Below are 21,812 nucleotides of genomic sequence, written 5' to 3'. Positions count from 1 at the left end.
AGCGTCATTGACCCCCTTGCCGAGTCGACCGTTGCCCTCAGTTTCCCGCGATGCCGCCGACCCCACCGAGCACGCGCACGGCCAAGACTTAGCGGGCATGTACACCGCGGCGATGCTCGCCGAGGTTTGCGGCGTGCCCACGGCGACGGTGCGCCGCTGGGAGCGACGGGGTCGGGTTCACGCCACCAGGCGATTGAACCGTTTGTCGTATTACGACTTCCGCGAGGCGAGCGTCGCCCGGCTGCTCGCCGCGTTGCTCGCCGCCGGGCACACCGGCGCGCAAATCGACCGCATGATCGATCAGCTCGCGCAGTCGTTCCCCGGCACGGAGCGTCCGCTGCTCGAGCTGCCGCTCGTGGTCGAGGGGGGGCGTCTCTACGTGCGCAACGGCGACGCGCTCTACGAGCCCGACGGCCAGCGGCGTCTCGACTTCGAGACCGCGCCGCCTTCTTCGCCCGAGGCCGCCGGCTCGCTCGTCTTGCCGTTCACTCCGCCGGCCCAAGAACTTCCTAGCCCCAGCGACCTGGAGGAACGGGCCTTCGCCTTGCAGGCGGAGGGCGACCTGTCGGCGGCGATCGACACGATGCGGCTCGCCATCCTCCACGCCGAGTCCGGCGGCGGGTGCGATGGCGAAACGCACTTCGCACTGGCCGAGATGCTCTACGAGTCGGGCGACACCGCGGCGGCTTGCGAGCGCTACTACGTTGCTTTGGAGCGCGACCCGGAGTTGGTCGAGGCGCGGCTGAACCTGGGGTGCGTGCTCGCCGAGCGTGGTCGGCTCGATCTGGCCGAAGGCGCCTTCCGGGGCGCCCTCGAGCTGCACGACAACTACGCCGATGCCCATTTCTACCTGGCTCGCGCGCTCGATCGCCTCGCCCGCAGCGACGAGGCGGCCGCGCATTGGGAGCGGTTTCTGGCCGTCGCCCCCGACAGCCCGTGGTCCCAGGAGTGCCGAGAGCGGCTCGCCCGGCCCACCGGGGGGCCGGCGCCGGGCTAGGCGTCGCCGCCCAACCGGAACGACCGTTACGGCCCCGCTCGTCCGGCCCAGGTTCTTGCCGTCGCCCGGTCGCTTACCCCGGGGGGGAGCAATTACAATACTTGGGCTCGGGCGAACGCGTCCGATCGACACCTTCCTTAGGTCAACCGCCGCTGAATGAGCGAGATCCTCTTCCAATACGAGGGCGTCAACCCAACGAGTTGGGCCTACCTCTCGTCGCTGCTGACGATCGCGCTCTTCTTCAAGTTCAACCGCGTGTTCTGCGTGCGGAACTTCGACCTCCTGCTGCTGGTGCTCCTGGCGCCGGGGCTGTTGTGCGTGGCGTATGGCTCGGACCCGGTCGCCGCGTCCGACCCCGGCATCGCCGAGCGGGCTTCGATAGTCGCCCGTGTTGGCTACTTGTGGCTGATGGGGGTGAACGTCTTCTTGCTCGCCCGCATGATGCTCGATTCGGCGATGGTCCGCCGCCCGCTCCTGGAGCCGAACCTCTCGTTCGGCGGGCTCACGTTCCTGGCGGCGTCGCTGCTGTTGTTCCTGACGACGAACGTGCTGACCGGCTCGCCGGCCGGGTCCGACCTCGACGCCGTGCAGCGGGCCGAGTACCTCAGCCACCGCGCCACCTCCGACCTGGAGGGCGCCACGCTCAACACCCACGGGCCCGGCTTCCCGTTCCTGTTCTTGCTGCCGCACATCTCGACCAAGAGCCTGATCGAGGCGCAAGACACCGCCCCGGCCGACGCCGCCCGTGTCGAAGACCCGGCGGACAGCGGGCGCCTTGAGGCGAACGCCGCCACGGCCCGGTTGATGGCGATCCTCTGCCAATCGACCATCGTGATCGGCATCCTGCTGATAGCTCGGCAGCACTTTGACAACGCCGTGCTGGGCGTCGCCGCGTCGACGCTCTACCTGCTGCTGCCCTACACGGCGATTTGGACCGGCAACGTGACCCACGCCTTGCCGGGCGCCCTCATCGTGCTGGCCGTGCTTTGCTACCGACGGCCGATCGCCTCGGGCGTGATGATCGGCCTGGCGTGCGGCACGATTTATTACCCGTTCGCGCTGCTGCCGCTGTGGATCGCCTTCTACTGGCGGCGCGGCGCCCGGCGGTTCGTCGCCGGCGTGGTGGCCGCGTTGCTGCTGTTGGTGGCCACGCTGGTGTTCACGTCGTCCGACACGGCGATGCTGATCGCCCGCTTGCAGCAGATGCTGGGCCTCCGCATGCCGATCTTCGAGGGGCTCAGCGGCGTGTGGGCGTTCTGGAACGGCTGGTACCGCGTCCCGCTGATCGTCACGTTCGCCGGTCTGAGCCTGAGCTTCGCGATCTGGCCCGCCCAGAAGAACCTCGCCACGTTGCTCAGCGGCACGGCGACCTTGATGGTCGGCGTGCAGTTCTGGCACGCCCACAGCGGCGGCATCGCCCTGGCGTGGTACCTGCCCTTCTTGCTGCTCACGGTGTTCCGGCCGAACCTCGAAGACCGCGTGGCCCGCGAAGTGGTGGCCCCCAGCCGCTGGGCCCGGTCAAGGCACGACGAGGCGACCGCCGCCCTGTAGGGACCGCCCTCTGTGGCGGTCCTGGCCCCGGCGGGCGAGATTGAAGCCGGTGCTGGTGACGCCGCGTTGATGGACTCGGCTTGGCGTTGAGACGACGCCATGGACCCAGGAGTATCCCAGTAGTACGCGTGTGCCCGGGGTCGGAACGCCGCAGAGGGCGTTCCCTACAGCGACTTTCGGCAATCGACGATGCTGCACGCCACGATCGGCTCGAGGCCCAGCTCGCGCGCCTTGGCGACGACCTCGGGGGCGTCGGCGCCGGGGTTGAGCCACAGCTCGTCGCAGCCCTTCGCCGCGATCTCGTCGAGCAGCCCCAGCCCGACGGCCGGCGGCACGTAGAGCGAGACACGGTCGAACCGCTCGACCGGCGCCTCGGCGAGCGCGCGGTACGCTTTGAGCCCCTCGATCTGGCCCCCCTTGGGGTTGATCGGGTAAACGTCGTAGCCGCAATCGCGGTGGGCGACGAGGCTCTTGTGGCCGAATTTGGTCGGGTCGCTGCTCGCGCCGACGATTGCAACGGTGGGCATGACGGGCGTCCTTGCGAAGAAAGAAGTACGGTCAGAAATCGCGGCGCAGGTCGACCGGCGTCGCCCGCGCTTGCGACGAAAGCCAGTTCTCCCACGCCCGCACGTTGTAGGAAAAGTTCACTCCGCTCAGCTTGGCCAGCGCGGCGAGCACGCTCGGGTTGCGGATCTGTCGGCGGATGATCTTCGGCCCGCCGCCGCCGAACGAGTGCTGCCCCGTGCCGGTGTTGAGCGAGTAGGAGTCGCCCCCCGAGTCGTTGCCCACTTGATGGCGGTGCTCGGTCACCAAGGCGCCGATCAGCGGGCCGATGGCCGCGGGCTCGCCCAGCATGCCGAGCGCCTCTCCCGCCCGGTTGATCATAGCGTTGTCGCGGCTGGAGAGCGCCCGGACGTAGGGCCCCACGAGCCCCCGTCGTTCGGCTTCGACGAGCGCTTCGACGCACGCCATGCGGACCTCGCCGTCGGGGCTCTCGAGCGATAGGCTCACGAGCGCCTCGACCGCGGCCGAGTTGTCGATGTATCCCAAGGTCTGAATCAGGAGCAGCTGCACCAACGGGTCCGACTCGCCACGCAGCAGACGCACCAGGGCGGTCGCCGCGGCGGGGTCGCGGACTTCTTCGAAGCGACGCTGGGCGTCGAGAGCGGTCTCGGTGCGAGAGGAGTTCAAATCGCGGCGCCAGCGGCCGAGCTTGTCGCGCCATTGCTCGGCGGCCTGCTCGGCGAGCTTCTTGCGCTGGAGCAACGCGACCTCTTGCCTCGTCCGGAAGTCGCCTTCGTAACGCACCAAACCCCGCGCTTCGAGCAATTGCTCGCGGGTGACCCAGCCGCCGTTGACTTGTTGGTAGCCGAGCAGCAGCCGCGCCTCTTCGTGGTTCGGGTCGAGTTGGACGACACGCTCGAGGTGCGTGCGCATCTGATCGCTCAGCCCGCGGTCACGACACCACAGTGCGAAAGCCCACTGGGCCTCGGTGTTGTCGGGGGTGGTCGGCGCCCGCAGGGTGTACTCGGTCTTCTCCGTGGGCTCGGTTGTGATGCGGTCGACTTGGCTGCGGTCGAGCACCAGACGGCCGTTGCTCAGCTCGAGCGTGACCCGCGAGCGGTCGTTCGCCCCGTCGCGGATCAAGGCGCCTTCGACCCGGCCGCCGGTTTCGAGCTCGACCGATTCGGCGCACGCCAGTCGCGCGTCGCAAGCCACGAGGGCGGCGATCAGGACGAGGGGGATGTGCGGAGTGCGGGGCATCACGTGGGGCGGGGTGAGCGGTGCGAGCTGGCTTGCTCTATTATACAGCGGCCCCGCGACGCGGGCTTGGCTTCCCATGAGGCGGAGAACCCGTCTCACCGCTACAACCCGAGGAGCGGAGCTCGATGAGCCCCCCCACTGACCCTTCGAAGCCCGCGGGTACGCCTCCCCAGCAGCACCGCCGCGAAGCCCCCGAAAAAGTCCGCTGCGCGGTCGTCACGGTGAGCGACACCCGCACCGAGCACAACGACCGCGGCGGCAACCTGCTCGCCGAGTTGCTGACGGTCGCCGGCCACGAGGTCGCCCTCCGGCGTCTCACGCCCGACGAGCCCGGGGGGATCCGCGCGTTGGTCCTCGGCTTCGCGGACGACCCCTCAGTCGACGCGGTGCTGCTCACCGGCGGCACGGGGATCGCCGCCCGCGACCAGACGTGCGAAACGCTCGAGGCGCTGTTCGACAAGCCGCTTCCGGGCTACGGCGAGATCTTCCGCGCGCTCAGCTACGAGGAGATCGGCCCCGCCGCCATGCTCAGCCGGGCGACCGGCGGCGTCGCGCGGCGGACGGTGGTGCTCTCGATGCCCGGCTCGCCGGCCGCGGTGCGGCTGGCGGTCGAGAAGCTGATCGGCCCCGAATTGGGGCACCTGGTCCGCGAGGCGACCCGCTGAGGCACCGCCCCACGGTGCTGGCGCCGATAGCGGTTCCAGGGCCGCGACTCGTCTAGGTCGCCCGGCGTGATTGCGGTACTCTCTCCACGCGATGCTGTCGCGCGCCCAAGGTGCGTTGGCAGGGAACATTACTGCCGCTAGCCGTGCGCCCAAGGAGGGGCCCTCGTGCAACGCTTGGTCTCACTCGGTCTGCTCGCCCTGCTTGTCGGTGGGGGGTACACCTTCCTGCGCGGGATTTCGCCTGCGCAAGTCGGCCAGGCGGTCACCACCGCCAGCGGCATGCTCCAGGGGTCCGGTTACTCCCAGCAGCCCAACTATTCCCAGCAGCCGAACTTCTCGGCCCAGCAGCAACCTTACTCGCCGCCGCAATTCGTTACGGGGCCGCGGCAGTCCGCTCAGCCCGTCGCCCAGCAGGGCGGCGTGCCGCCAACCATCCGGATCGGCACGTTCAACATCCGCGACTGGGGGCCGAAGAAGGCGAGCAACGAGAACGTGATGCGCGTTGTCGGCGCGATCGTGCGGATGTTCGACGTGATCGCGATCCAGGAGATCAGCACGCAAGACAACTACCTGATCCAAAACTTCCTAGCGACCTACGTCAACAACGACGGCCGCACGCAGTACGACGCCACCGTGAGCCCCCGTCTGGGACGCACCACGCAGACCGAGCAGTACGCCTACATCTACAACCGCGCCACCATCGAGCTGAACCCGCAGGTCGACTTTGTCGCGCCCGACCAGCAAAACTATCTCAGCCGCGAGCCGCATGTCTCGATGTTCCGCACCCGCAACGTGCCGCCCGACCAAGCGTTCACGTTCATCCTGATCAACACCCACACCGACCCGGACGAGGTTGAGGAAGAGCTCAACGCGTTGGCCCAGGTTTACCAACAGGTGCAGCGGCTCACGATCGGCGGCGGCGCCGAGGACGACGTGATCCTGCTGGGAGACCTCAACACGGCGGTCCCTTCGTCGGAGCCCTACGGGCAGAGCCGCTCGGGCCGGCCGCTCGAACCGAGCGACCTGGCGGGGCTCTCGCGGATCCCGAGCATCTACCCGCTTATCCGCGACCGCTCGACCAACACCGCCGGCAACAAGCTGCACGACAACCTGCTGATCCAGCGGATCGCGACGACCGAGTTCACCGGCCGTTCGGGCGTGTTGGACCTGCAGCGGATGTTCAATCTCACGCGCGACCAGGTGAAGCTCGTCTCCGACCATCTGCCCGTGTGGGCCGAATTCTACGCCGCCGAGAGCGCCACCCCCGGCCGCATGGCTGGCGCCGGGGACAGCAGCCGCCGATAGGCGCATAGGGACGCGGATGTCTATTGTTTGAGCTAGCCGGCTCAATCAACTAGAAGGGGTTCGTCTCCATCGGCAAAAATCTGTGGCGACTTCTTTGTGGAAATTGAGCCACCACGCGCGGTAAAGTAACGCACGTCAAATCAATCATCGGCGTCCGAGAGGAGCCCTGAGCCAACGCGGCTCGGCGGCGTCCCCAAAGAGCCCGACGCACGCTCCGCAAGGAGCGATCGCGCCGGGCTCTTTTTTTGTGCGCCAACTTTCACGGGATCGCTATGCCCCCCCATCTGCGAACGCTGATCACGCTCGACGACGCCCGGCGGCGGCTGTACGACGGCGACCTGCTGCTGTTCCGCCGCCGCGGGTTGATCGCCGTCGCCGGGCGGGGTGAGCACTCGCACGCCGCCAAGGTCGCCTGGTGGGGCGACACGCCGTTCTGCCTCGAGGTGCGCGAGTGGCACGGCGGACGGGCCGTCACGCTCGCGAGCCAAGTCCGCTGCTGCCCGGGACGGATCGACGTGTTCCGCACCAACCCGTCGGGCCGTTGGAGCGAGTACGACCGCATGCAATCGACGCGTTACATGCGGCGCCTGGCGGGTTGCGACTACGGCTACCGCGCGGTGGCCGCCGCCGCGCTGCTGCACCTGCCCTTCGTGCGTCTGTTGGTTCGGCCCGAGGTGGAGGACGACGCCGTCGACCGTCGGCCGCCGTTCTGCAGCCAAGCGTGTGCGATGGCCGACCGCATCGCCGGCGGCGTCGATCCGGCGCCGTACTTGGCCGACCGGCTCACCGAACCGGCCGACCTCGCGCGGAGCCCGTTCTACGAGTACCAGTTCACATTGACGGGGGAGTGAGGCATACATCCTTATGAATCACAGCAAGCAAATATCGGCGATGCTTCTCTGCCTCGCGCTGATGGGCTCCAACGCCCGATCGCAGTGCGTTGGTGGCTGGTGTCCCGTGGCGCCACGACCGTCGAGGCCGCCGGTCGAGAACGCCACTCCGGCGCCGGCGAACGTTGTGCGGATCGTCCACGAGACAGGTGAAGGCCGTTCGCTCGGCAGCGGCGCCCTGGTGGCCCACCAAGGCGGTGCGGGCTACGTGCTGACCTGCGCCCACCTGTTCGACGACGGCCCGGGGCGGACGAGCGTCGAGTCGGCCGCCATCGGACGCTTGGCCGCGGTCGTCGTGGCCCGGGACCGGGCGCACGACCTCGCGCTGCTGCGGACAAGCGAGACGAGGGCCACGCCGTTCGTTGTGAACCATGGCTCGCAAGGAGGCGTGCTCACCGCCTGCGGATACGGTCCCACGGGGCGATACGCCTGTGTGCGGGGCCCGGTCGTCGGCCAAGCGACCCCCGCCGGCGCCGGCTACCCGAGCCTGCTGCTCCGCGGCGCTGTGCGGCAGGGCGACAGCGGCGGCCCGGTGCTCGACGCCGCGGGGCGGCTGGTCGGCGTCGTCTGGGGCGAGCGTAGCGGCGCCACGTACTTCACCACCGGCGAGCCGATCAAACGGTTGATGCAGCGGGTGCTTGGCGCCGAGGAGGAAAAACGGGCGGTTGTAGCCAAGCCGAGCACCGCCCCGACGCCGCTAACCGCGTGCGAGTGTGGCCCGAAGTGGGCGAGCCTCGACCGGAGCTTGGAAGAACTCCGCCGCTCGGTAGCGGCCGGTAAGACCTCTCACAAACACTTTGTCACGAGCGAAGAACTCAACACGCGGCTCGAGGCACTCCATCAGCAAACCGTCGGATCGGTCCAAGGCCGCCAGTGTGAGATCGAAAGTCGGCTGGAAGCGATCCTGCACGACGGGCAAGCCGCCCCGCCCAGCCGGTGGGACCACGCGAAGGGCGCCGCCGAAGGCCTTGGCCGCGCGGCCGCCAGCCGCTGGCTCTACACGGGCCTCGGCGTGAGCGGGCCCGTCGGCGTGGGGCTGGTCGTGGGGGCATGGCTCTTGAAGCGGCGCGGCGGTCGGGAGGCCGTCGCCGAGGGAGGCTTTCGCCCATGACACGAGATCCCACAAGCCAAGCGGCTACACCTGGGACCGGGCCGAGCAGCGAGCCGTCGCGGTCGACACGCCCCCGCCGCCGCAGCGCGTCGTGCCCGAGAGCCACTACGTGCCGTTCGAACGCGACGACTACGCCCGCGCTCACCAGTGGGCCCGCGAGCAAGTGGCCCGCAAGTTCCCCGGTTCGGTCGAGGTGCTGATGAATTTAGAAAGCCTCATCAAGCAGAAGCTTAGCGCGGGGTGAATCGGGAGGAGACGAGAGGTGGGAGGTCTGAGATCAGTACCGTACTCCGACGAGCAAGGGTCGTCGGCTACTAGCAGCCAATAGCTAACAGCAAACAGCCAGGAGCCTATTCAATGCCTATCACCAACACCGACGCCGTGCTTTGGTACAACGTTGGCCTCTTCGGCGAGGCGGGGTACGCCGTGCCGAATTGGTCGAACGACATCGGCAGCCTCAACCCGCAGGTGACCGACTGGGTCGACCTCGTGGGCCGTAACCTGTTCCACCTGATGCACCACGAGGACGCCGACCTGCGGATCCCGCCGTCGGTCAACACCTGCCGACGCGTCCACAAGCTCTACCTGCGGGCCGCAAGCATCTTGGCCGGCCGCGCCGTGGCGCCGGGCGACGACAACATGGAGGTGCTCCACGCCCGCCCCGCCGGCGAGGTGTTCCGCGTCTACCCGACGCCGTATTTCCATGTGCGCAACCCGTTCATGCGGCGTTGGGCGGGGCTCATTCTCGTGTCGCTCGCCGAGGCGATGCAGCACACCGAGAACCGCAAGGAGCTCGAAATCTCCACGGCGTTCGCCGGCCAGGTCGGCCAGTACGTCCGCCGCGTGTACACGAACATGGCGATCGAGCTGTTCGGTAAGAGCCGCGACGAGGCGATGGCCGCCGGGTTCGCCCTCACCGAAGACGACTTCCGCTCGTACAACCCCGGCGAGTACTTCACCGCGACCGAGATGGTCGACACCGTGCCGCGGCTCGACCGGGTGTTCACCGAGGACCGGCTGGAGCAGCTGGCCGAGGGGATCCCCGTGACGGAGCTGCCGGCCGACATCGGTCCCTGGCCGACGAACCTGACGAACTTCTACTCGACGACTCGCGGCGGCTCATCGTCGACAGGTTCTACCGCGGGTGTCGCCTCGGCCAACGCCGCCCCGATCATCCCACCGGCGCCGGGGCCGTGAGGAATAGCCGCAGATCAGCGCAGATGGACGCGGATGCTTTTCATCGAGGCTGAATCGGTTTGCTAATAAATATTACATCGATTTGTATTGGGTCGTTCAGTTGAACGCCTTCCGCCAATCGAAGTGACGCTCTGTAACGAGATGCATCCGCGTTCCATCGGCGAAAATCGGCGGCTAATTCATGGTCCGAGTATCGAGTCAAGAACGTGTCCGCCTCGCCCCGGCCGATTGGGGCGGGCTCTGCACCGTGGCGCTGACGATCCTCGCGATGGTCGCCGCTACGTTCTACCAGGTCCACGACCTGGCGGCCGCCAACCGGGTGAAGCAGGCCCGTTTCGAGATCGAACTCACCCACCTGAAGAACGACGTGAAGGTCTTGCAGGCCGACGTCCGTTTGCTCGTCATGGAGACACGCCAGTGAAGTTCCGCGACCGCGTGAAAGGCTTCCGCCGGGTGGCGGCGAAGGAACTGCTGCCCCACCCCGAGAACTGGCGCACCCACTCGCGCCACCAGAAGGGGGCGCTCAGGGGAGTGCTGCGTGAGATCGGCTTCACCGGCGCGGTGATCGCACGCGAGCTCGAGGACGGCCGTCTTCAGCTGATCGACGGCCACCTGCGGGCCGAGACCGCCGGCGCCGCCGAGGTGCCGGTGATCGTGGTCGATCTCAACGAAGAAGAGGCCCGCAAGGCGTTGCTGTCGCACGACCCGCTCGCCGCGATGGCCGGCGTCGACGACCGCCGCGCAGCCGAGTTGCTCGCCGCCGTAGAGACCGAGAGCAACGACCTGCGGCAAGCCTTCGCGAAGATCGCCGCGCAGATCGAAGACCCCGGGCTTGACCCGTTCGAGGGCAAGGACGAAGTCGACATCCCCGCCAGCTACCAGGTGGTCATCGAGGTCGATGGCGAGCAGCAGCAGGAAGCGGTCTACGAGCGGATGCGCAGTGAGGGGTTCAATTGCCGCGTGCTGACGCTGTGAGCAAGCAAATGACGAAGCACGGATGTCGAATGACGAAACGAGGCGCCCACCCACCGACAGATTCGTCATTCGTCATTCTCCAACCTCCCCCTGTCACCAACCTCCCCCAATCTCCTACCCACCGCATCGATGTCCCAATTCAAAGTCACCGTCGATTGCCCCGTGAGCGAGTCGTTCCGCGTTCAGCAAGTCGCGGGCATGTTCGACGTGCCGCTGGACGATCGGTCGAGCGAGACCTTTTCGGTCGAGCTTCCCGACCAAGGCGAGCCGTGGGAGATCGGCCTGGTGGTCGGGCCGTCGGGGAGCGGCAAGAGCACGATCGCCCGTGAGGCGTTCGGCGCCGATCTTTACGAGCCGGCGGCTTGGCCCGCCGATTGCGCGGTGATTGAAGGCTTCGACGAACGACTGCCCGTGCGGCGGGTGATCGAGCTGATGACCGCCGTCGGTTTCAGCTCGCCGCCGTCGTGGCTCAAGCCGCACGCGGTGCTCAGTGGTGGCGAACGCTTCCGCTGCGACCTGGCGCGGGCGTTGTCGCGGGGCAGCCTCGACGAGGGCAAGCCGCTGGTCGCGTTCGACGAGTTCACGAGCGTGGTGGACCGCGACGTGGCGAAGGTCTGCTCGGCGGCGATCGCCAAAGGAATCCGCAGCGGGAGGATCCCGTGCCGGTTCGTTGCCGTGACGTGCCACTACGACGTGGCCGACTGGCTCGCGCCCGACTGGGTGCTCGACATGGCCACGGGGCAATTGCAGCGGAGGCGTCTTCGGCGGCGACCGTGGCGGCGCCCCGAGGTGCGATTGGAAATCCATCGCTGCCCCCTGGCGGCTTGGCGATTGTTTGCGCGTCATCACTATCTGACTGGGTCGCTCGCCCCGCAGGCGCGCTGCTACTTGGCCACCTGGGAGGGCAAGCCGGTCGCCTTCGCCGCCACACTGCCGGTGATCGCCCAACGCGGCCGCCGCCGATTCACGCGGATCGTCACTCTGCCCGACTACCAGGGCATGGGGATCGGTATGAGGTTCGTCGCCGCCGTCGCACAATTGCACCGCGACGAGGGCCTGCGGATCAATGTCACGAGCAGCCACCCGGCGCTGATCGGCCACTGCCGCAATTCGCCCCTGTGGCGGACCGTGGGGGTCAACCGATCGAACCGCCGACGCAGCCGCACCGCCTTCAAGGCGTACCGCAGCGCGGCGGGGCGTGCGGTCGTGTCGTTCGAGTATGTGGGGGAGGAGCGATCAGCGATCAGCACTCAGCCATCAGCTACGGGATGAATGTTTTCAAACTAGTTTACTGACCGCTGAAAGCTGATAGCTGACCGCTCTCATGACGCCACTCACGGATGAACAACAACGCGAAGCCTGCCTGATTCTGGCCGTCGGGTGCGACCGCGAGACGGCGGCGAAATACGTTGGCTGTCGGGTGGAAGACCTGGATCGTCAGGCGGATTCAGACGCCGATTTTCAGCAGCGGCTGCGGCGCGCCGAGGCGAGCCCCGAACTCGCCCACATGCGCAACATCCAGCAAGCGGGACGGGAAGAGAAGAATTGGCGGGCGAGCGTTTGGTGGCTCGAGCGACTGGCGCCCGAGCGATTCGCCCGCCGAGACTTCGGCGCTGTCACCCGTGCGGAGCTCAAGCGGTTCATCGAGGCGCTCGCCGAGCACATCGCTTGCGAGGTCCAGGACGAAGAGGACCGCTCGCGGTTGCTGGAGCGGCTCCGCGAGCTGATCGTCGGAGTGAACGAGGAGGACGACGAGATCGAGCCCGGCCGTGAGCCGCCCGCCCGAGGGGCCGCTGACGCCTCGGAAGATTCTTCGACCCCGATCAATCCTATCGAACAATACGAAGAGTGATCGACCCCATCGCCCGTCAGACGACAACCCGTCCTCCGACATTGCGTCGCCCGACCGCTCGGCTGGCGAGATCGCTCAGCGCGGCGCTCCCGGCGGCGTTCGCCAAGGCGCCACCCGAAGACGCGGCGCCCGACGCCTCGGAGGGGCTGCTACGTTGGGGCCGCCGCTGCCTGCCGGACCACTTCGCCAAGCCGCCCTCGGCGATGCACCATTGGCTTGCCGAGCGACTCGATCGGATGACGGTCGAACGTGGCGTGAAGGTCAATCTGGTCGGCCCCCGCGGCGCCGCCAAGTCGACCCTGGCGACGCTCGGCTGCGTGCTCCGCGCGGCGCTCGACGCGAGCGAGCCGTACATCTGGATCGTTTCCGACACCAAGAGCCAGGCGCAGGCCCACCTGGAGAACGTGAAGACCGAGCTGCTCGAGAACGAACGCCTCGCCAGATCGTACCCCCGGGCGACCGCCCGCGGCTCCCGCTGGACGGCCGCCGGCATCGAACTCAAGAACGGCGTGGTGATCGAGGCGTACGGCGCCGGGCAGCGGATCCGCGGGCGGCGTCAACGCGCCCACCGGCCCACGCTGATCGTCTGCGACGACCTTCAGAACGACGGGCACATCGCCTCGGCGACGCTGCGACAGGCTTCTCATGAGTGGTTTCACGGCGCGCTGCTCAAAGCGGGCACGGAGCGGACCAACGTGGTGAACCTCGCCACCGCGCTGCACCGCGACGCCTTGGCGATGCGGCTGCTGGCGGCGCCGGGGTGGGACTCTCGGCTGTTCAAGTCGCTTGCCCGCTGGCCCGCCGCCGCCGAGTTGTGGGCCGAGTGGGAGAAGATTTATTGCGACCACGATCGCAGCGACCCCGCGGCGGACGCGCGATCGTTCTATCACACCCGCCGCCGCGAGATGGACCGGGGCGCCGAGGTGCTGTGGCCCGCCGAAGAGGACCTGTACGCCTTGATGCGGATGCGGGTGGAGAGCGGCGCCTCGGCTTTCGATCGCGAGAAGCAAGGCGAGCCGGCCGACCCCGAAAAGTGCGAGTGGCCCGAGGCGTACTTCGGCGACGGCTGCTGGTTCGACGAGTGGCCCGAACTCTTGACGCTTCGCACCATGGCGCTCGACCCGAGCAAGGGCTCCGATTCGCGGCAGGGGGACTATTCGGCGATCGTGATGCTCGGCGTTGACTCGCAGGGCGTGATCCACGTCGACGCCGACCTCCAGCGTCGCCCCACGCCGCGGATGGTCGCCGACGGTGTGGAGTGGTGCCGCAGGTTCCGGCCCCACGCCTTTGGCGTCGAGGCGAACCAATGGCAGCAGCTGCTAGCCGCCGAGTTCGTGGCCGAATTCCATCGCGTCGGCGAGATCGGTTTCGCGCCGTGCGAGATACACAACCACGTGAGCAAGCTGGTGCGCATTCGCCGGTTGGGACCGTACCTCTCGCAGCGGCGGCTGCGGTTCCGGCGTGATTCGGCCGGGGCCAAGCTCCTGGTCGAGCAGCTCCGCGATTTCCCGATCGCCTCGCACGACGACGGACCCGACGCCCTCGAGATGGCCCTGCGACTCGCCGAAGAGGTGTGGCGTAGCCGGGGCGATTCGGTCGCGATCGACGAGCCGTGAACCGCAAACCTTCCGAGCAATCCCTTCTCAGGAGCACAACGATGCCCGAATCGACCGAGGCGCCGAGCGCCGGCTTGAACCGACTCGAGAGCCGCCTGCAAGAGGCGTTCGACGCGCTGTGGGACAGCTTCGTCGATCCCCACGAGGCCTACCACGGCGAGGGAGACGGCTGGTGGCTGCCCGTGTCGGTCGCGGGCCAAGGCCGCGGCGCCGGTGAGGGCCTCGCCGCGCCGCAGCTCGCGCAGCTCCGCGAGGAGTGCCGGCTGCTCGCCCTGACGAACGAGTTCGCCATCAACGGCCACGAGAACCGCATCAGCTACGCGGTCGGCGCCGGGCACGTTTACCACGCGACCATCCGCAAAGGGATCGACGCCCCGATGGAGCTGGCCGCCCGTGTCCAGGCGGTGATCGACGAGTTCCTCGAAGTGAACCGTTGGCACGCCCGCCAGCAAGAGAGCATGCGGCGTCTCGACCGCGACGGCGAGGTGTTCCTGCGTTTCTTCGTCGATTCGCGCGGCGTCACCCGCATCCGCTACATCGAGCCGCACCAGATCGCCCGGCCGACCGCCGAGAGTCACAACCCACACGCCACGCACGGCGTGCTGACCGACCCCCACGACGTGGAGCGAGTCGAGGGCTACTACATCGACGACGAGCTGACGGCGGCCGCCGAGGTGCAGCACCGCAAGGCGAACGTCGACAGCAACGTGAAGCGTGGCCTGCCGCTCTTCGCCCCCGTGCGATCGAACCTGCGGCGCGCCGAGAAGCTGCTCAGGAACATGAGCGTGGTGGCCGAGATCCAGTCGGCGATCGCCCTGATACGCAGGCACCGCTCGGCGTCGCGCACCGGGGTCGAGCAGTTCGTCGCCAACCAGGCGACGCAGAACGCCGCCGACCGGTCGGGGCGCGTGCGGCGGCTCACGGAGTATGGCCCCGGCACGATCCTCGACGCCCCGGCGGGCCTGGAGTACGAGTTCCCCGCCACGGGCGTCGACGCGAGCAGCTACGTCACGATCTTGCAGGCCGAGCTGAGGGCGGTCGCGGCGCGGCTCGTGATGCCCGAGTTCATGTTCACCTCCGACGCGTCGAACGCCAATTTCTCGTCGACGATGGTCGCCGAAGGCCCCGCCGTGAAGATGTTCGAACGGGTGCAGGCGGCGACCATCGAGCACGACCTGGAGGTCATGTGGCGGGTGATCGACGGCGCCGTTCGCGCCGGCCGCTTGCCCGACGGTGTTGGCCAAGCGGTGCAGGTGCAGGCGACGGCGCCGTCGGTCCACGTGCGCAACCGCATCGAGGAGACGCGCATCGATCAGATCGCGCACCAGAGCGGGGTCCTCTCTCCACAATCTTGGAGCCAACACCTGGGTCTCGACTACGACCAGGAGCAGAAGAACCTGCGCCTCCACGACGAGAAAATGGCGGGTGGCCAAAACGCGAAGTAGAGGACAAGCGTACACGTGTTATAATGGCGGTCATGAAGCACTCACCCCCGCCAACGACCAAACGCATCGGCCGTGTTGAGCAAGCCGAGGCGGCTCTCGTCAGGCTGCTGGCAGAGACCTCGAAGCGGGGGTTCTTCGGCGCCGCGACGCTGAGTTTCAACGTGCAGGACGGCCGCATCCAACAAGTCCGCATCGCGACGGAGCAGACGCTCAAGTAGCACGAGTCGATCACACAACCGACGGCGTCGAGCCGAGCGCCGCTTCCTAAGGGGAGCGGCCCATCCCCCCTCGAGCCCTTCTTCCGCCCCGCGCGTTCAGCGAACGCGTGGCCGGGAGAAGGGCTTTTTGCATTCCAGGAGCCTGATATGAACCAAGCCACCAACGAGCAGAAAACGTTGCCCGAGCCTGCGGTGCTGCAAGAGTACGTCGACTCGCGCGGCGTGCAGCTCAGGACCGACGCCGGCGCCGGCGTTCTCCGCGGCGTGAAGTTGCTCGGGCTCGAGTCGAAGAACGGTCGCCGCTACCGCGAGAAGGCCTTGCGTGAGGCGATCTCGCTGTACGAGGGCGCCAAGGTCAACGTGAACCACCCGCAAGGCGACCCCCTCTCGCCGCGCGACTACCGCGACCGGCTGGGCGTGATCCGGGGCGTGGAGCTCAGGCCGGGCGAGGGGCTCTTCGGCGCGCTGCACTACAACCCGAAGCACGCCCTTTCGGAGCAGCTCGCCTGGGACGCCGAACATTCCCCGGAGAACGTCGGCCTGTCGCACAACGTGGTCGCCCGCACCGCCTGGGAGGCGGGAGCGCTGGTCGTCGAGTCGATCCAGCGAGTCCAGAGCGTCGACCTCGTGGCCGATCCGGCGACGACCCGTGGGCTGTTCGAGCACGCCGGATCCGACGCGTCTCCCGCGGCTAGGGAGCCGCGGGCGTGGTCGGCTCTCACGCTCGAGCAGATCGAAGCGAACCGCCCCGATCTGGTGGAGGCCATCGAGTCACGCGACCGCGACCGGGCGGCGCCAGACCGCGAGCGGCTTCGGACGCTCGAAGAAGCCGAGACTCAGCGTCAGAAGCGCGACCGCATCGACGGCTTGCTCGAGGAGCACGGCCTGCCGCGGATGGGGTCCGCCGACCCGGCCTCGCGGACGATCGTGAGCCAAGCGTTCGCCGACACGCTGCTCGCGGCTGACGACGCAGCACTCGTCCGATTGATCGAGGACCGCCGGGCGATCGTCGCCGAGGCGTCCCGTTCGGACCGCCAGGCGCTGGTCCGCTCGCAAGAGCAACCGCTCTACCCGGGCGAGGCAGCCGCCGACACAGGGACAGCCGCTAAGAGCTTCCTCGAGGCGATCACCCGCTGACACGTTCGACACGATTCAACCAACCCAGCACGCGGCCCTTCAACCACGGAGATCGAAAAATGGCGAACACGATGCGTTGGCGCTACGGCGACACGAACCCGGTGATGCTGCCGGTCGACTCGGCGACCGAGATCGAGATCGGCGACCTTGTCTATCTCGACACCGACGACGCGAAGCCTGCCTCGTCGCTAGCCGACGAAGGGTCGTTGGTGCTCAACCAACAAGAGTTGCAAAGCGTTTTCGTCGGCGTCGCGATGCAGTGCTCGCGGGCGGGCCAGACCGATTCGATCCGGATCGCCACGTCGGGCGTGTTCGAGTTCGAGTGCGCGGCGGCGACCTTCGAGCTCGGCGCGTTGCTTGGCCCGGCCGAGAACGGCGATGGCGACGCGCTGCTGGATCAGCGTGTGGCGGGAGCGGGAACGGCGGCGGCCGCCCTGGGCCGCTGCGCCAAACGGGTCGCTCCGGCCGCGACCCGCGTGCTTGTGGACATCGCCAGCACCGTGATGCGCGGCGGCGTGCAGACGCCTGCCTGAGGCGCCTTTCCACGGCGTCCTTTGTCCCCCTCCCCGCCGAGGGCGGGGGGCGTGGGCGCGAGCTGCCCTATTCCCAGCCATAACCCTCTCCACCGGAGACTGCCCCGTGACTGTCGTGAATTACCGAGAACTCAAGAGACGCTACGACCTCGACGGCCCGCGCCGAACCGTCGCCCACCTCACCGAGGCGTTGACCGAAGGAAGCCTCAAGCCCGAAGACTTCAGCATCCGCGACTTGGCCGAGGCGCTGATCCCCGAAGGCCGCGAGTGGGTCCGCACGCTCGACCCCCGCGCGGCGGGTGAGACAGCCCTGCTAGAGTCGGGAGACGGCGTCGACGCCACAGCGTTCCAGGGCGTCGCCGGCCAAGTGGTGCAAGCCAAGATCCTCGAGGCCTACACGCAAGAGGCGTTCGTCGCCTCGCGGCTGGTCGACACGATCCCCACGCGGCTCGACGGCGAGAAGATCCCCGGCGTGTCACGTATCGGCGATCAGGTCGACGAGGTCGGCCCAGGCATGCCGTACCCGAACCTCGGGTTCGACGAGGACTACATCGAGACCCCGTCGACCACGAAGCGTGGCTTCATCGTGCCGATCACACGGGAGGCGGTTTTCTTCGACCGCACGAATCTGGTCCTGTCGCGGGCTTCGGAGGTGGGCGAAGTGCTCGGCCTCAACAAGGAGAAGCGGCTGCTTGACCTGATCGTCGGCGTCGCCAACAACTACAAGCACAAGGGGGTGGCCTACGACACCTACCAGACGAGCGGCCCTTGGATCAACGAGCTCAGCGGGAACGAGTTAGTCGACTGGACCAGCGTGGACGCCGCCGAGCAGGTGCTTGCGGACATCCTCGATCCCGCGACGGGCGAGCCGGTGATGCTGAGCGCGACGACCGCCCTGGTGATGCCGGCTTACCGGCACGCCGCTCACCGGACGTTCAACGCCGCCGAGATCTCTTACACGGGATCGGGCGCCCCCTCGACCACGATCGCGCCCAACCCGCTTGGCGACTACCGAGTCGAGGCGAGCCGGCTGGCGTACCGGCGGGTGATCGCCTCGGGCGAATCGGCTGCCGACGCGAAGAAGTGGTGGTTCCTGGGCGACTTCCGCAAGGCGTTCGCGTACATGGAGAACTGGCCGATCACGGTCACCCAGGCGCCACTCGCGAGCGACGCCGCATTCAACAACGACATCGTGTTCCGCTTCAAGGCGAGCGAGCGTGGCGCCGCCGCGGTGCTCAATCCGCGCTTCGTGGTGAAGTGCACCGGCTGACGCTCGCGGCGCCCTGTGCTCGTCCCCGAGGTTTTCTCGGGGGCGAGCCTCTTTCGGCCCTCAGGCTCTTCCACGCCCGACTTCCTAGCAAAGGCTTGTGATGGCGCAATCGGACACACTGGCAATCTACGACGCACTGGCCGCCCGCTTGCCGGCGGACGACCACGCGAGCATCGACTTGCGCAACGGCAACGTGGTGCTTGACTTTGCCGAGGGGGAGGACAAATCGGTCGACTACAGCGGCGTGCTGCCTTCGAACTATGGCGGCGGCGAGCTGAAAGCGATCCTCACGTGGGCCGCCACGACGGCGACCTCTGGCGCCGTGCTGTGGGGCGCCGCGTTCGAACGACGCAGTCTAGACGACGCTTCGCTCGGCGCCTTTGATCTTGACTCCGACGCGCTGAGCGACCCCGTGACTGGCGCCTCGGCGGCGCCGAGCGAAGCGGGCGATCTCGTCCAGTGCGAGCTGACTCTCGGCGCCGCGGAAACCCTTTTGCCCCACGCCGGCGAGCCTTATCGGTTGCGGGTCTCGCGGCTTGGGACCGACGCGGCCGACACCCTCGCCGGCGACGCCGAGCTGCTTGCTGTTGAACTGAAGGAGGCGTGACTCATGGCCATCACGATCCACGGCGGCAGCCATCTCAGTGGCGGCCTGGCCCCAGGCGTGGGCGAAACGCCGCTGACGATCGCGTGCTGGTTCCGGCCCGCTACGCTCCAAACCGCGGTGCTGCTGTCTTGTTGCAATGGCTCGGAAAGCGACGAGTATTTCTCGCTCGGCGTGCAAAGCGACGGCGTGCTGCGAGCCGCGGTGAGGTCGGGCGCCTTTACGCCTCTCGACACGACCGTGACCTACCCGAGCAACGATTGGAGCCACGGGGCGGCGGTGTTCGAGAGCGCCGTTTCGCGGCGGGTCTACCTGAACGGCGGCGCCAAGCAATCGCAAGCTTCTGAGGCGGCTCCTAGCGGGGTGGACGTTCTGGGCGTGGGCTTGCTCGCTCGCGATGGGACCAACTTCCCGTTCTCCGGCGCCTTGGCCGAGGTGGCGATCTGGAAAGCCGCTCTCACGGACGCCGAGGTCGCGGCGCTTGGCAAAGGAGTTTCCCCTCGGGCGCTGACGAATCGCTTGGACGAACTGGTGGTTTACCAAGACTTGGTGCGACTCGAGGGCGTCGCGCCGCTGGGGATCGGCCTGACCCCCAGCGGGACCATCGGTGGGGAGAGGCACCCGGCGATTCTCTATCCGCACGGGGATGGGATGTCGCGATGGTCGGCTTCCCCATCGATTTATCGTGGCGAGGCGTTTGGCGTGCGACTCGCAAACGCTGAGCAATCGTCTCCCCGGCTAGCGGGGTTCGGATCAACTGAAGAAAGACTTCTGACGGAGGTGCGATAGCAATGCAACACGCCCGAGACGCTGCGGGAACCTTGTTCGAGTCGAGTGGCGCCGTGCTCTTAGCGCGCGTTGTTCGCGCGGACGGTGCGCTTCTGACGCCGGCGCAGGTATCGGCGGTCAGCTACTCGGTGAGTGAGGTCGACGCGTGCCGGCCGCATCAGCTCACGCCCGTCGAGGGCCACGCTAACAACCCGCTCACGCCGGGCGACGTCTTTTTCGCCGCCCTCCAAACGGACGGCTACTGGGAGGCAGACGAGAGCGGCTACAACTTCCGCCACGAAGTCGATGTCTCGTCGGCCGAGGCGTTTCCCGCCGCCGGACGCGCGTACTTAGTTCGCTACGAGGTCACGCCTGTCAGTGGCCAAAAGATCGTGTTCCGGTTCCGAATCAAGGCGATATGAGCATGAACGAAGACACCAAGCAAATCCATTCCGTCCGGGCGCAAACCCTCTCCCAACTCGTGGCCATCCGCGCCGAGCAGAAGCCGACCTACTGGGTCGACGGCCAACGGGTCCATTGGGAGCAGTACGCCGACGCATTGCAACGCACCGTCGATTGGTGCGACCGCAAGCTCAGCGAGTACGAGCCTTTCGAGATCAAATCCCAAGGAACGAGCTGATGGCGATTGCTTGGAACGCGGCAGGAGACTTCGGCGCCCTGCTCGACGGCCTCGAGACTTTGACCCTGCACCGCAATCGTGGTGAAGAGCCGACGACGATCGCGGCTTGGCGCTTTTCGAGCGAGCGCTCGGAGCTGGCCGATTCGGGCGGCGCGTTGCTGCGCGTCGACACGGTGTGGCAATTCGAGTGGCCGCAAGGCGTCGATCCCCCCGAGGTTGGCGACCAACTCATCGATTCCCACGGCAACTGCGGGGCGCTGCTCACGGTCGGACGCCTGCGCGGCGAGACCCGGCTCCGCTGCGTCTCTCGCGAGGCTCGGCTGCACCATGGTCGGAGTCAGTCAATCGACGTGGTGCGCCAGGCTTGGGAGGATCTTGGCGAGGGCGCCGAGGTGGTGAGTGAAGAAACCATCGCCGCATCGGCGCGTGCCGTTATTCGGCCGATCGCGACCGCGTTCGGTGATGAGCAATCGACGCCGCGCTACTCGGCGGTTCTCGACTCACCGATCGCGATCGCCAAGGACGACTTGCTGCGGACCCACGAGGGCCCGCAGTATCGTGTCACGACACTGACCGATCCCGGCGGCTTGGGGAGTTTGTTCACGGTCGAGGCGACGCTCGTGGCTTGACGCCTCGGCGCAGCGAGGCTCGAGCGGTGGGGCCTACTTGTCGAGCGTGACCCGATCGTAGAACGCTTTGACGACTTCGGTGAGCAGGTCGGCCTGGTCGCTCTCGAGCACCACGCGAGCCTGGGAGAGGACAGCACGGTGGCGGTTCATCGCCTCGGCGGCTTGCAGCACGCCGGTTTGCGTCATGGCGCCGCCGCAGCCAAACCGGCTGCACAATTCCCCAAAATCTTCTTCGCCCCAGCCGGCGAACAACTCGGGATTGGCGTCGATCACGCCTTGGATCGCCGAGTTGGTGTGGGAGTCGAAACCCTCGGCGGTGACCCGGTTGGGGGAATGGAAAAGGCGTTCGACCGACACGCCAAGGCCCTCGGCGAGCCTGCTGAGCGTGCGGGCGTGGGGGCGTTTGCTGCCGTTGACGATGCCGCGCACCGTGCGGGCGTCGAGACCCGTGGCGTCGATCACGTCCTCGTACCTGATGCCACGCTGCGCCATCAGCAGACGCAGATTCGTCGCCAACACGGTGTCGTGATACGGGGGAGTCGGGTCAGACACCGGTCCGGGCGCCCAGGGGGTAGAGGAATGGTCGTGGGTCAGCACCCACGACTATTCCTTGCCGAGCGGCGCGGATCAAGCGCCAAATACGCT

General features: G+C 67.6%; 26 protein-coding genes. 23 read left to right on the top strand and 3 right to left on the bottom strand.

The genetic code is table 11. From position 1 onward, the window contains the following. The first annotated feature begins 31 nt into the window (after nt 1-31). Nucleotides 32-997 (top strand): MerR family transcriptional regulator, encoded by a 966-nt coding sequence (locus Mal64_RS06990; protein ID WP_146398389.1) that lies wholly within the window; start codon nt 32-34, stop codon nt 995-997. Nucleotides 998-1,153: 156 nt separating this feature from the next. Then, nucleotides 1,154-2,548 carry a hypothetical protein gene (locus tag Mal64_RS06985; protein ID WP_146398387.1) on the top strand — a complete coding sequence of 465 codons (1,395 nt, stop codon included), beginning with the start codon at nt 1,154-1,156 and terminating at the stop codon, nt 2,546-2,548. A 164-nt stretch (nt 2,549-2,712) separates the two neighbouring features. Here the strand turns inward: Mal64_RS06985 and Mal64_RS06980 are convergent, their stop codons facing one another. Then, complete coding sequence (locus Mal64_RS06980; protein ID WP_146398385.1) at nt 2,713-3,075, bottom strand: CoA-binding protein; 363 nt, start codon at nt 3,073-3,075, stop codon at nt 2,713-2,715. Between the two features lie 31 nt (nt 3,076-3,106). Beyond that, nucleotides 3,107-4,312, bottom strand: a complete 1,206-nt coding sequence (locus Mal64_RS06975; protein ID WP_197525529.1) for a HEAT repeat domain-containing protein — start codon at nt 4,310-4,312, stop codon at nt 3,107-3,109. A 125-nt stretch (nt 4,313-4,437) separates the two neighbouring features. Here Mal64_RS06975 and Mal64_RS06970 point away from each other — a divergent pair, with 125 nt between their 5' ends. The 21 genes from Mal64_RS06970 to Mal64_RS06880 all read left to right on the top strand — a co-directional run bounded on the left by Mal64_RS06970 (nt 4,438) and on the right by Mal64_RS06880 (nt 21,167). Then, nucleotides 4,438-4,977: a MogA/MoaB family molybdenum cofactor biosynthesis protein gene (locus tag Mal64_RS06970; RefSeq protein WP_146398381.1), complete on the top strand. Its 540-nt coding sequence runs from the start codon at nt 4,438-4,440 to the stop codon at nt 4,975-4,977. A 165-nt stretch (nt 4,978-5,142) separates the two neighbouring features. After that, complete coding sequence (locus Mal64_RS06965; protein WP_146398379.1) at nt 5,143-6,282, top strand: endonuclease/exonuclease/phosphatase family protein; 1,140 nt, start codon at nt 5,143-5,145, stop codon at nt 6,280-6,282. A 272-nt stretch (nt 6,283-6,554) separates the two neighbouring features. Continuing rightward, entirely contained in the window at nt 6,555-7,133 is a 579-nt protein-coding gene (locus tag Mal64_RS06960) for a hypothetical protein (RefSeq protein ID WP_146398377.1), read from the top strand. Between the two features lie 40 nt (nt 7,134-7,173). Continuing rightward, complete coding sequence (locus Mal64_RS06955; RefSeq protein ID WP_197525528.1) at nt 7,174-8,283, top strand: S1 family peptidase; 1,110 nt, start codon at nt 7,174-7,176, stop codon at nt 8,281-8,283. Nucleotides 8,284-8,374: 91 nt separating this feature from the next. After that, a complete protein-coding gene (locus tag Mal64_RS19735) occupies nt 8,375-8,527 on the top strand; it encodes a hypothetical protein (RefSeq protein ID WP_197525527.1) in 153 nt (50 codons plus the stop codon). 113 nt (nt 8,528-8,640) lie between these two features. Next, nucleotides 8,641-9,480, top strand: coding sequence for a hypothetical protein (locus Mal64_RS06950; RefSeq protein WP_146398373.1), 840 nt, complete (start codon nt 8,641-8,643; stop codon nt 9,478-9,480). 181 nt (nt 9,481-9,661) lie between these two features. Further along, a complete protein-coding gene (locus Mal64_RS19730) occupies nt 9,662-9,901 on the top strand; it encodes a hypothetical protein (RefSeq protein ID WP_197525526.1) in 240 nt (79 codons plus the stop codon). Then, nucleotides 9,898-10,455 carry a ParB N-terminal domain-containing protein gene (locus Mal64_RS06945; RefSeq protein WP_197525525.1) on the top strand — a complete coding sequence of 186 codons (558 nt, stop codon included), beginning with the start codon at nt 9,898-9,900 and terminating at the stop codon, nt 10,453-10,455. Before Mal64_RS19730 ends, Mal64_RS06945 begins: the two co-directional genes overlap by 4 nt. Before the next feature lie 129 nt (nt 10,456-10,584). Then, nucleotides 10,585-11,727 (top strand): GNAT family N-acetyltransferase, encoded by a 1,143-nt coding sequence (locus tag Mal64_RS06940; protein WP_146398369.1) that lies wholly within the window; start codon nt 10,585-10,587, stop codon nt 11,725-11,727. 52 nt (nt 11,728-11,779) lie between these two features. Then, nucleotides 11,780-12,307 carry a hypothetical protein gene (locus Mal64_RS06935; RefSeq protein ID WP_146398367.1) on the top strand — a complete coding sequence of 176 codons (528 nt, stop codon included), beginning with the start codon at nt 11,780-11,782 and terminating at the stop codon, nt 12,305-12,307. Nucleotides 12,308-12,348: 41 nt separating this feature from the next. Further along, nucleotides 12,349-13,923 carry a phage terminase large subunit family protein gene (locus tag Mal64_RS06930; RefSeq protein ID WP_146398365.1) on the top strand — a complete coding sequence of 525 codons (1,575 nt, stop codon included), beginning with the start codon at nt 12,349-12,351 and terminating at the stop codon, nt 13,921-13,923. Nucleotides 13,924-13,964: 41 nt separating this feature from the next. Then, nucleotides 13,965-15,368: a phage portal protein gene (locus Mal64_RS06925; protein ID WP_146398363.1), complete on the top strand. Its 1,404-nt coding sequence runs from the start codon at nt 13,965-13,967 to the stop codon at nt 15,366-15,368. A gap of 32 nt (nt 15,369-15,400) precedes the next feature. Next, on the top strand, nt 15,401-15,586 hold the full coding sequence (locus Mal64_RS06920) for a hypothetical protein (RefSeq protein WP_146398360.1): 186 nt from the start codon (nt 15,401-15,403) through the stop codon (nt 15,584-15,586). Nucleotides 15,587-15,733: 147 nt separating this feature from the next. Continuing rightward, the gene (locus Mal64_RS06915; protein WP_146398358.1) at nt 15,734-16,723 is read left to right on the top strand and encodes a hypothetical protein; all 990 of its coding nucleotides are present in this window, start codon (nt 15,734-15,736) and stop codon (nt 16,721-16,723) included. Nucleotides 16,724-16,782: 59 nt separating this feature from the next. Continuing rightward, nucleotides 16,783-17,256 carry a hypothetical protein gene (locus tag Mal64_RS06910; protein ID WP_146398356.1) on the top strand — a complete coding sequence of 158 codons (474 nt, stop codon included), beginning with the start codon at nt 16,783-16,785 and terminating at the stop codon, nt 17,254-17,256. Between the two features lie 106 nt (nt 17,257-17,362). Further along, nucleotides 17,363-18,526: a phage major capsid protein gene (locus Mal64_RS06905; RefSeq protein ID WP_146398354.1), complete on the top strand. Its 1,164-nt coding sequence runs from the start codon at nt 17,363-17,365 to the stop codon at nt 18,524-18,526. Nucleotides 18,527-18,626: 100 nt separating this feature from the next. Beyond that, a complete protein-coding gene (locus tag Mal64_RS06900; RefSeq protein ID WP_146398352.1) occupies nt 18,627-19,133 on the top strand; it encodes a hypothetical protein in 507 nt (168 codons plus the stop codon). Between the two features lie 3 nt (nt 19,134-19,136). Continuing rightward, entirely contained in the window at nt 19,137-19,919 is a 783-nt protein-coding gene (locus Mal64_RS06895) for a LamG domain-containing protein (RefSeq protein ID WP_146398350.1), read from the top strand. A 2-nt stretch (nt 19,920-19,921) separates the two neighbouring features. Then, nucleotides 19,922-20,320 (top strand): hypothetical protein, encoded by a 399-nt coding sequence (locus tag Mal64_RS06890; RefSeq protein ID WP_146398348.1) that lies wholly within the window; start codon nt 19,922-19,924, stop codon nt 20,318-20,320. A gap of 2 nt (nt 20,321-20,322) precedes the next feature. Next, nucleotides 20,323-20,538, top strand: a complete 216-nt coding sequence (locus Mal64_RS06885) for a hypothetical protein (RefSeq protein ID WP_146398346.1) — start codon at nt 20,323-20,325, stop codon at nt 20,536-20,538. Then, on the top strand, nt 20,538-21,167 hold the full coding sequence (locus tag Mal64_RS06880; protein WP_146398344.1) for a hypothetical protein: 630 nt from the start codon (nt 20,538-20,540) through the stop codon (nt 21,165-21,167). Before Mal64_RS06885 ends, Mal64_RS06880 begins: the two co-directional genes overlap by 1 nt. 33 nt (nt 21,168-21,200) lie before the next feature. Here the strand turns inward: Mal64_RS06880 and Mal64_RS06875 are convergent, their stop codons facing one another. Continuing rightward, a complete protein-coding gene (locus tag Mal64_RS06875; protein WP_146398342.1) occupies nt 21,201-21,683 on the bottom strand; it encodes a helix-turn-helix domain-containing protein in 483 nt (160 codons plus the stop codon). Nucleotides 21,684-21,812: the final 129 nt, after the last annotated feature.

The sequence above is a fragment of the Pseudobythopirellula maris genome, from assembly GCF_007859945.1.
GTDB classification, from domain to species: domain Bacteria; phylum Planctomycetota; class Planctomycetia; order Pirellulales; family Lacipirellulaceae; genus Pseudobythopirellula; species Pseudobythopirellula maris.
This window is presented reverse-complemented; position numbering and strand designations above follow the sequence as displayed.

What these genes read in the sequence shown, in the direction of transcription:
- Mal64_RS06985 (WP_146398387.1), top strand. Translation starts at nt 1,154, where the DNA reads ATGAGCGAGATCCTCTTCCAATACGAGGGCGTCAACCCAACGAGTTGG.
- Mal64_RS06980 (WP_146398385.1), bottom strand. Translation starts at nt 3,075, where the DNA reads ATGCCCACCGTTGCAATCGTCGGCGCGAGCAGCGACCCGACCAAATTC.
- Mal64_RS06975 (WP_197525529.1), bottom strand. Translation starts at nt 4,312, where the DNA reads ATGCCCCGCACTCCGCACATCCCCCTCGTCCTGATCGCCGCCCTCGTG.
- Mal64_RS06970 (WP_146398381.1), top strand. Translation starts at nt 4,438, where the DNA reads ATGAGCCCCCCCACTGACCCTTCGAAGCCCGCGGGTACGCCTCCCCAG.
- Mal64_RS06960 (WP_146398377.1), top strand. Translation starts at nt 6,555, where the DNA reads ATGCCCCCCCATCTGCGAACGCTGATCACGCTCGACGACGCCCGGCGG.
- Mal64_RS06955 (WP_197525528.1), top strand. Translation starts at nt 7,174, where the DNA reads ATGCTTCTCTGCCTCGCGCTGATGGGCTCCAACGCCCGATCGCAGTGC.
- Mal64_RS06950 (WP_146398373.1), top strand. Translation starts at nt 8,641, where the DNA reads ATGCCTATCACCAACACCGACGCCGTGCTTTGGTACAACGTTGGCCTC.
- Mal64_RS19730 (WP_197525526.1), top strand. Translation starts at nt 9,662, where the DNA reads ATGGTCCGAGTATCGAGTCAAGAACGTGTCCGCCTCGCCCCGGCCGAT.
- Mal64_RS06940 (WP_146398369.1), top strand. Translation starts at nt 10,585, where the DNA reads ATGTCCCAATTCAAAGTCACCGTCGATTGCCCCGTGAGCGAGTCGTTC.
- Mal64_RS06935 (WP_146398367.1), top strand. Translation starts at nt 11,780, where the DNA reads ATGACGCCACTCACGGATGAACAACAACGCGAAGCCTGCCTGATTCTG.
- Mal64_RS06925 (WP_146398363.1), top strand. Translation starts at nt 13,965, where the DNA reads ATGCCCGAATCGACCGAGGCGCCGAGCGCCGGCTTGAACCGACTCGAG.
- Mal64_RS06920 (WP_146398360.1), top strand. Translation starts at nt 15,401, where the DNA reads ATGAAGCACTCACCCCCGCCAACGACCAAACGCATCGGCCGTGTTGAG.
- Mal64_RS06915 (WP_146398358.1), top strand. Translation starts at nt 15,734, where the DNA reads ATGAACCAAGCCACCAACGAGCAGAAAACGTTGCCCGAGCCTGCGGTG.
- Mal64_RS06910 (WP_146398356.1), top strand. Translation starts at nt 16,783, where the DNA reads ATGGCGAACACGATGCGTTGGCGCTACGGCGACACGAACCCGGTGATG.
- Mal64_RS06900 (WP_146398352.1), top strand. Translation starts at nt 18,627, where the DNA reads ATGGCGCAATCGGACACACTGGCAATCTACGACGCACTGGCCGCCCGC.
- Mal64_RS06895 (WP_146398350.1), top strand. Translation starts at nt 19,137, where the DNA reads ATGGCCATCACGATCCACGGCGGCAGCCATCTCAGTGGCGGCCTGGCC.
- Mal64_RS06890 (WP_146398348.1), top strand. Translation starts at nt 19,922, where the DNA reads ATGCAACACGCCCGAGACGCTGCGGGAACCTTGTTCGAGTCGAGTGGC.
- Mal64_RS06885 (WP_146398346.1), top strand. Translation starts at nt 20,323, where the DNA reads ATGAACGAAGACACCAAGCAAATCCATTCCGTCCGGGCGCAAACCCTC.
- Mal64_RS06880 (WP_146398344.1), top strand. Translation starts at nt 20,538, where the DNA reads ATGGCGATTGCTTGGAACGCGGCAGGAGACTTCGGCGCCCTGCTCGAC.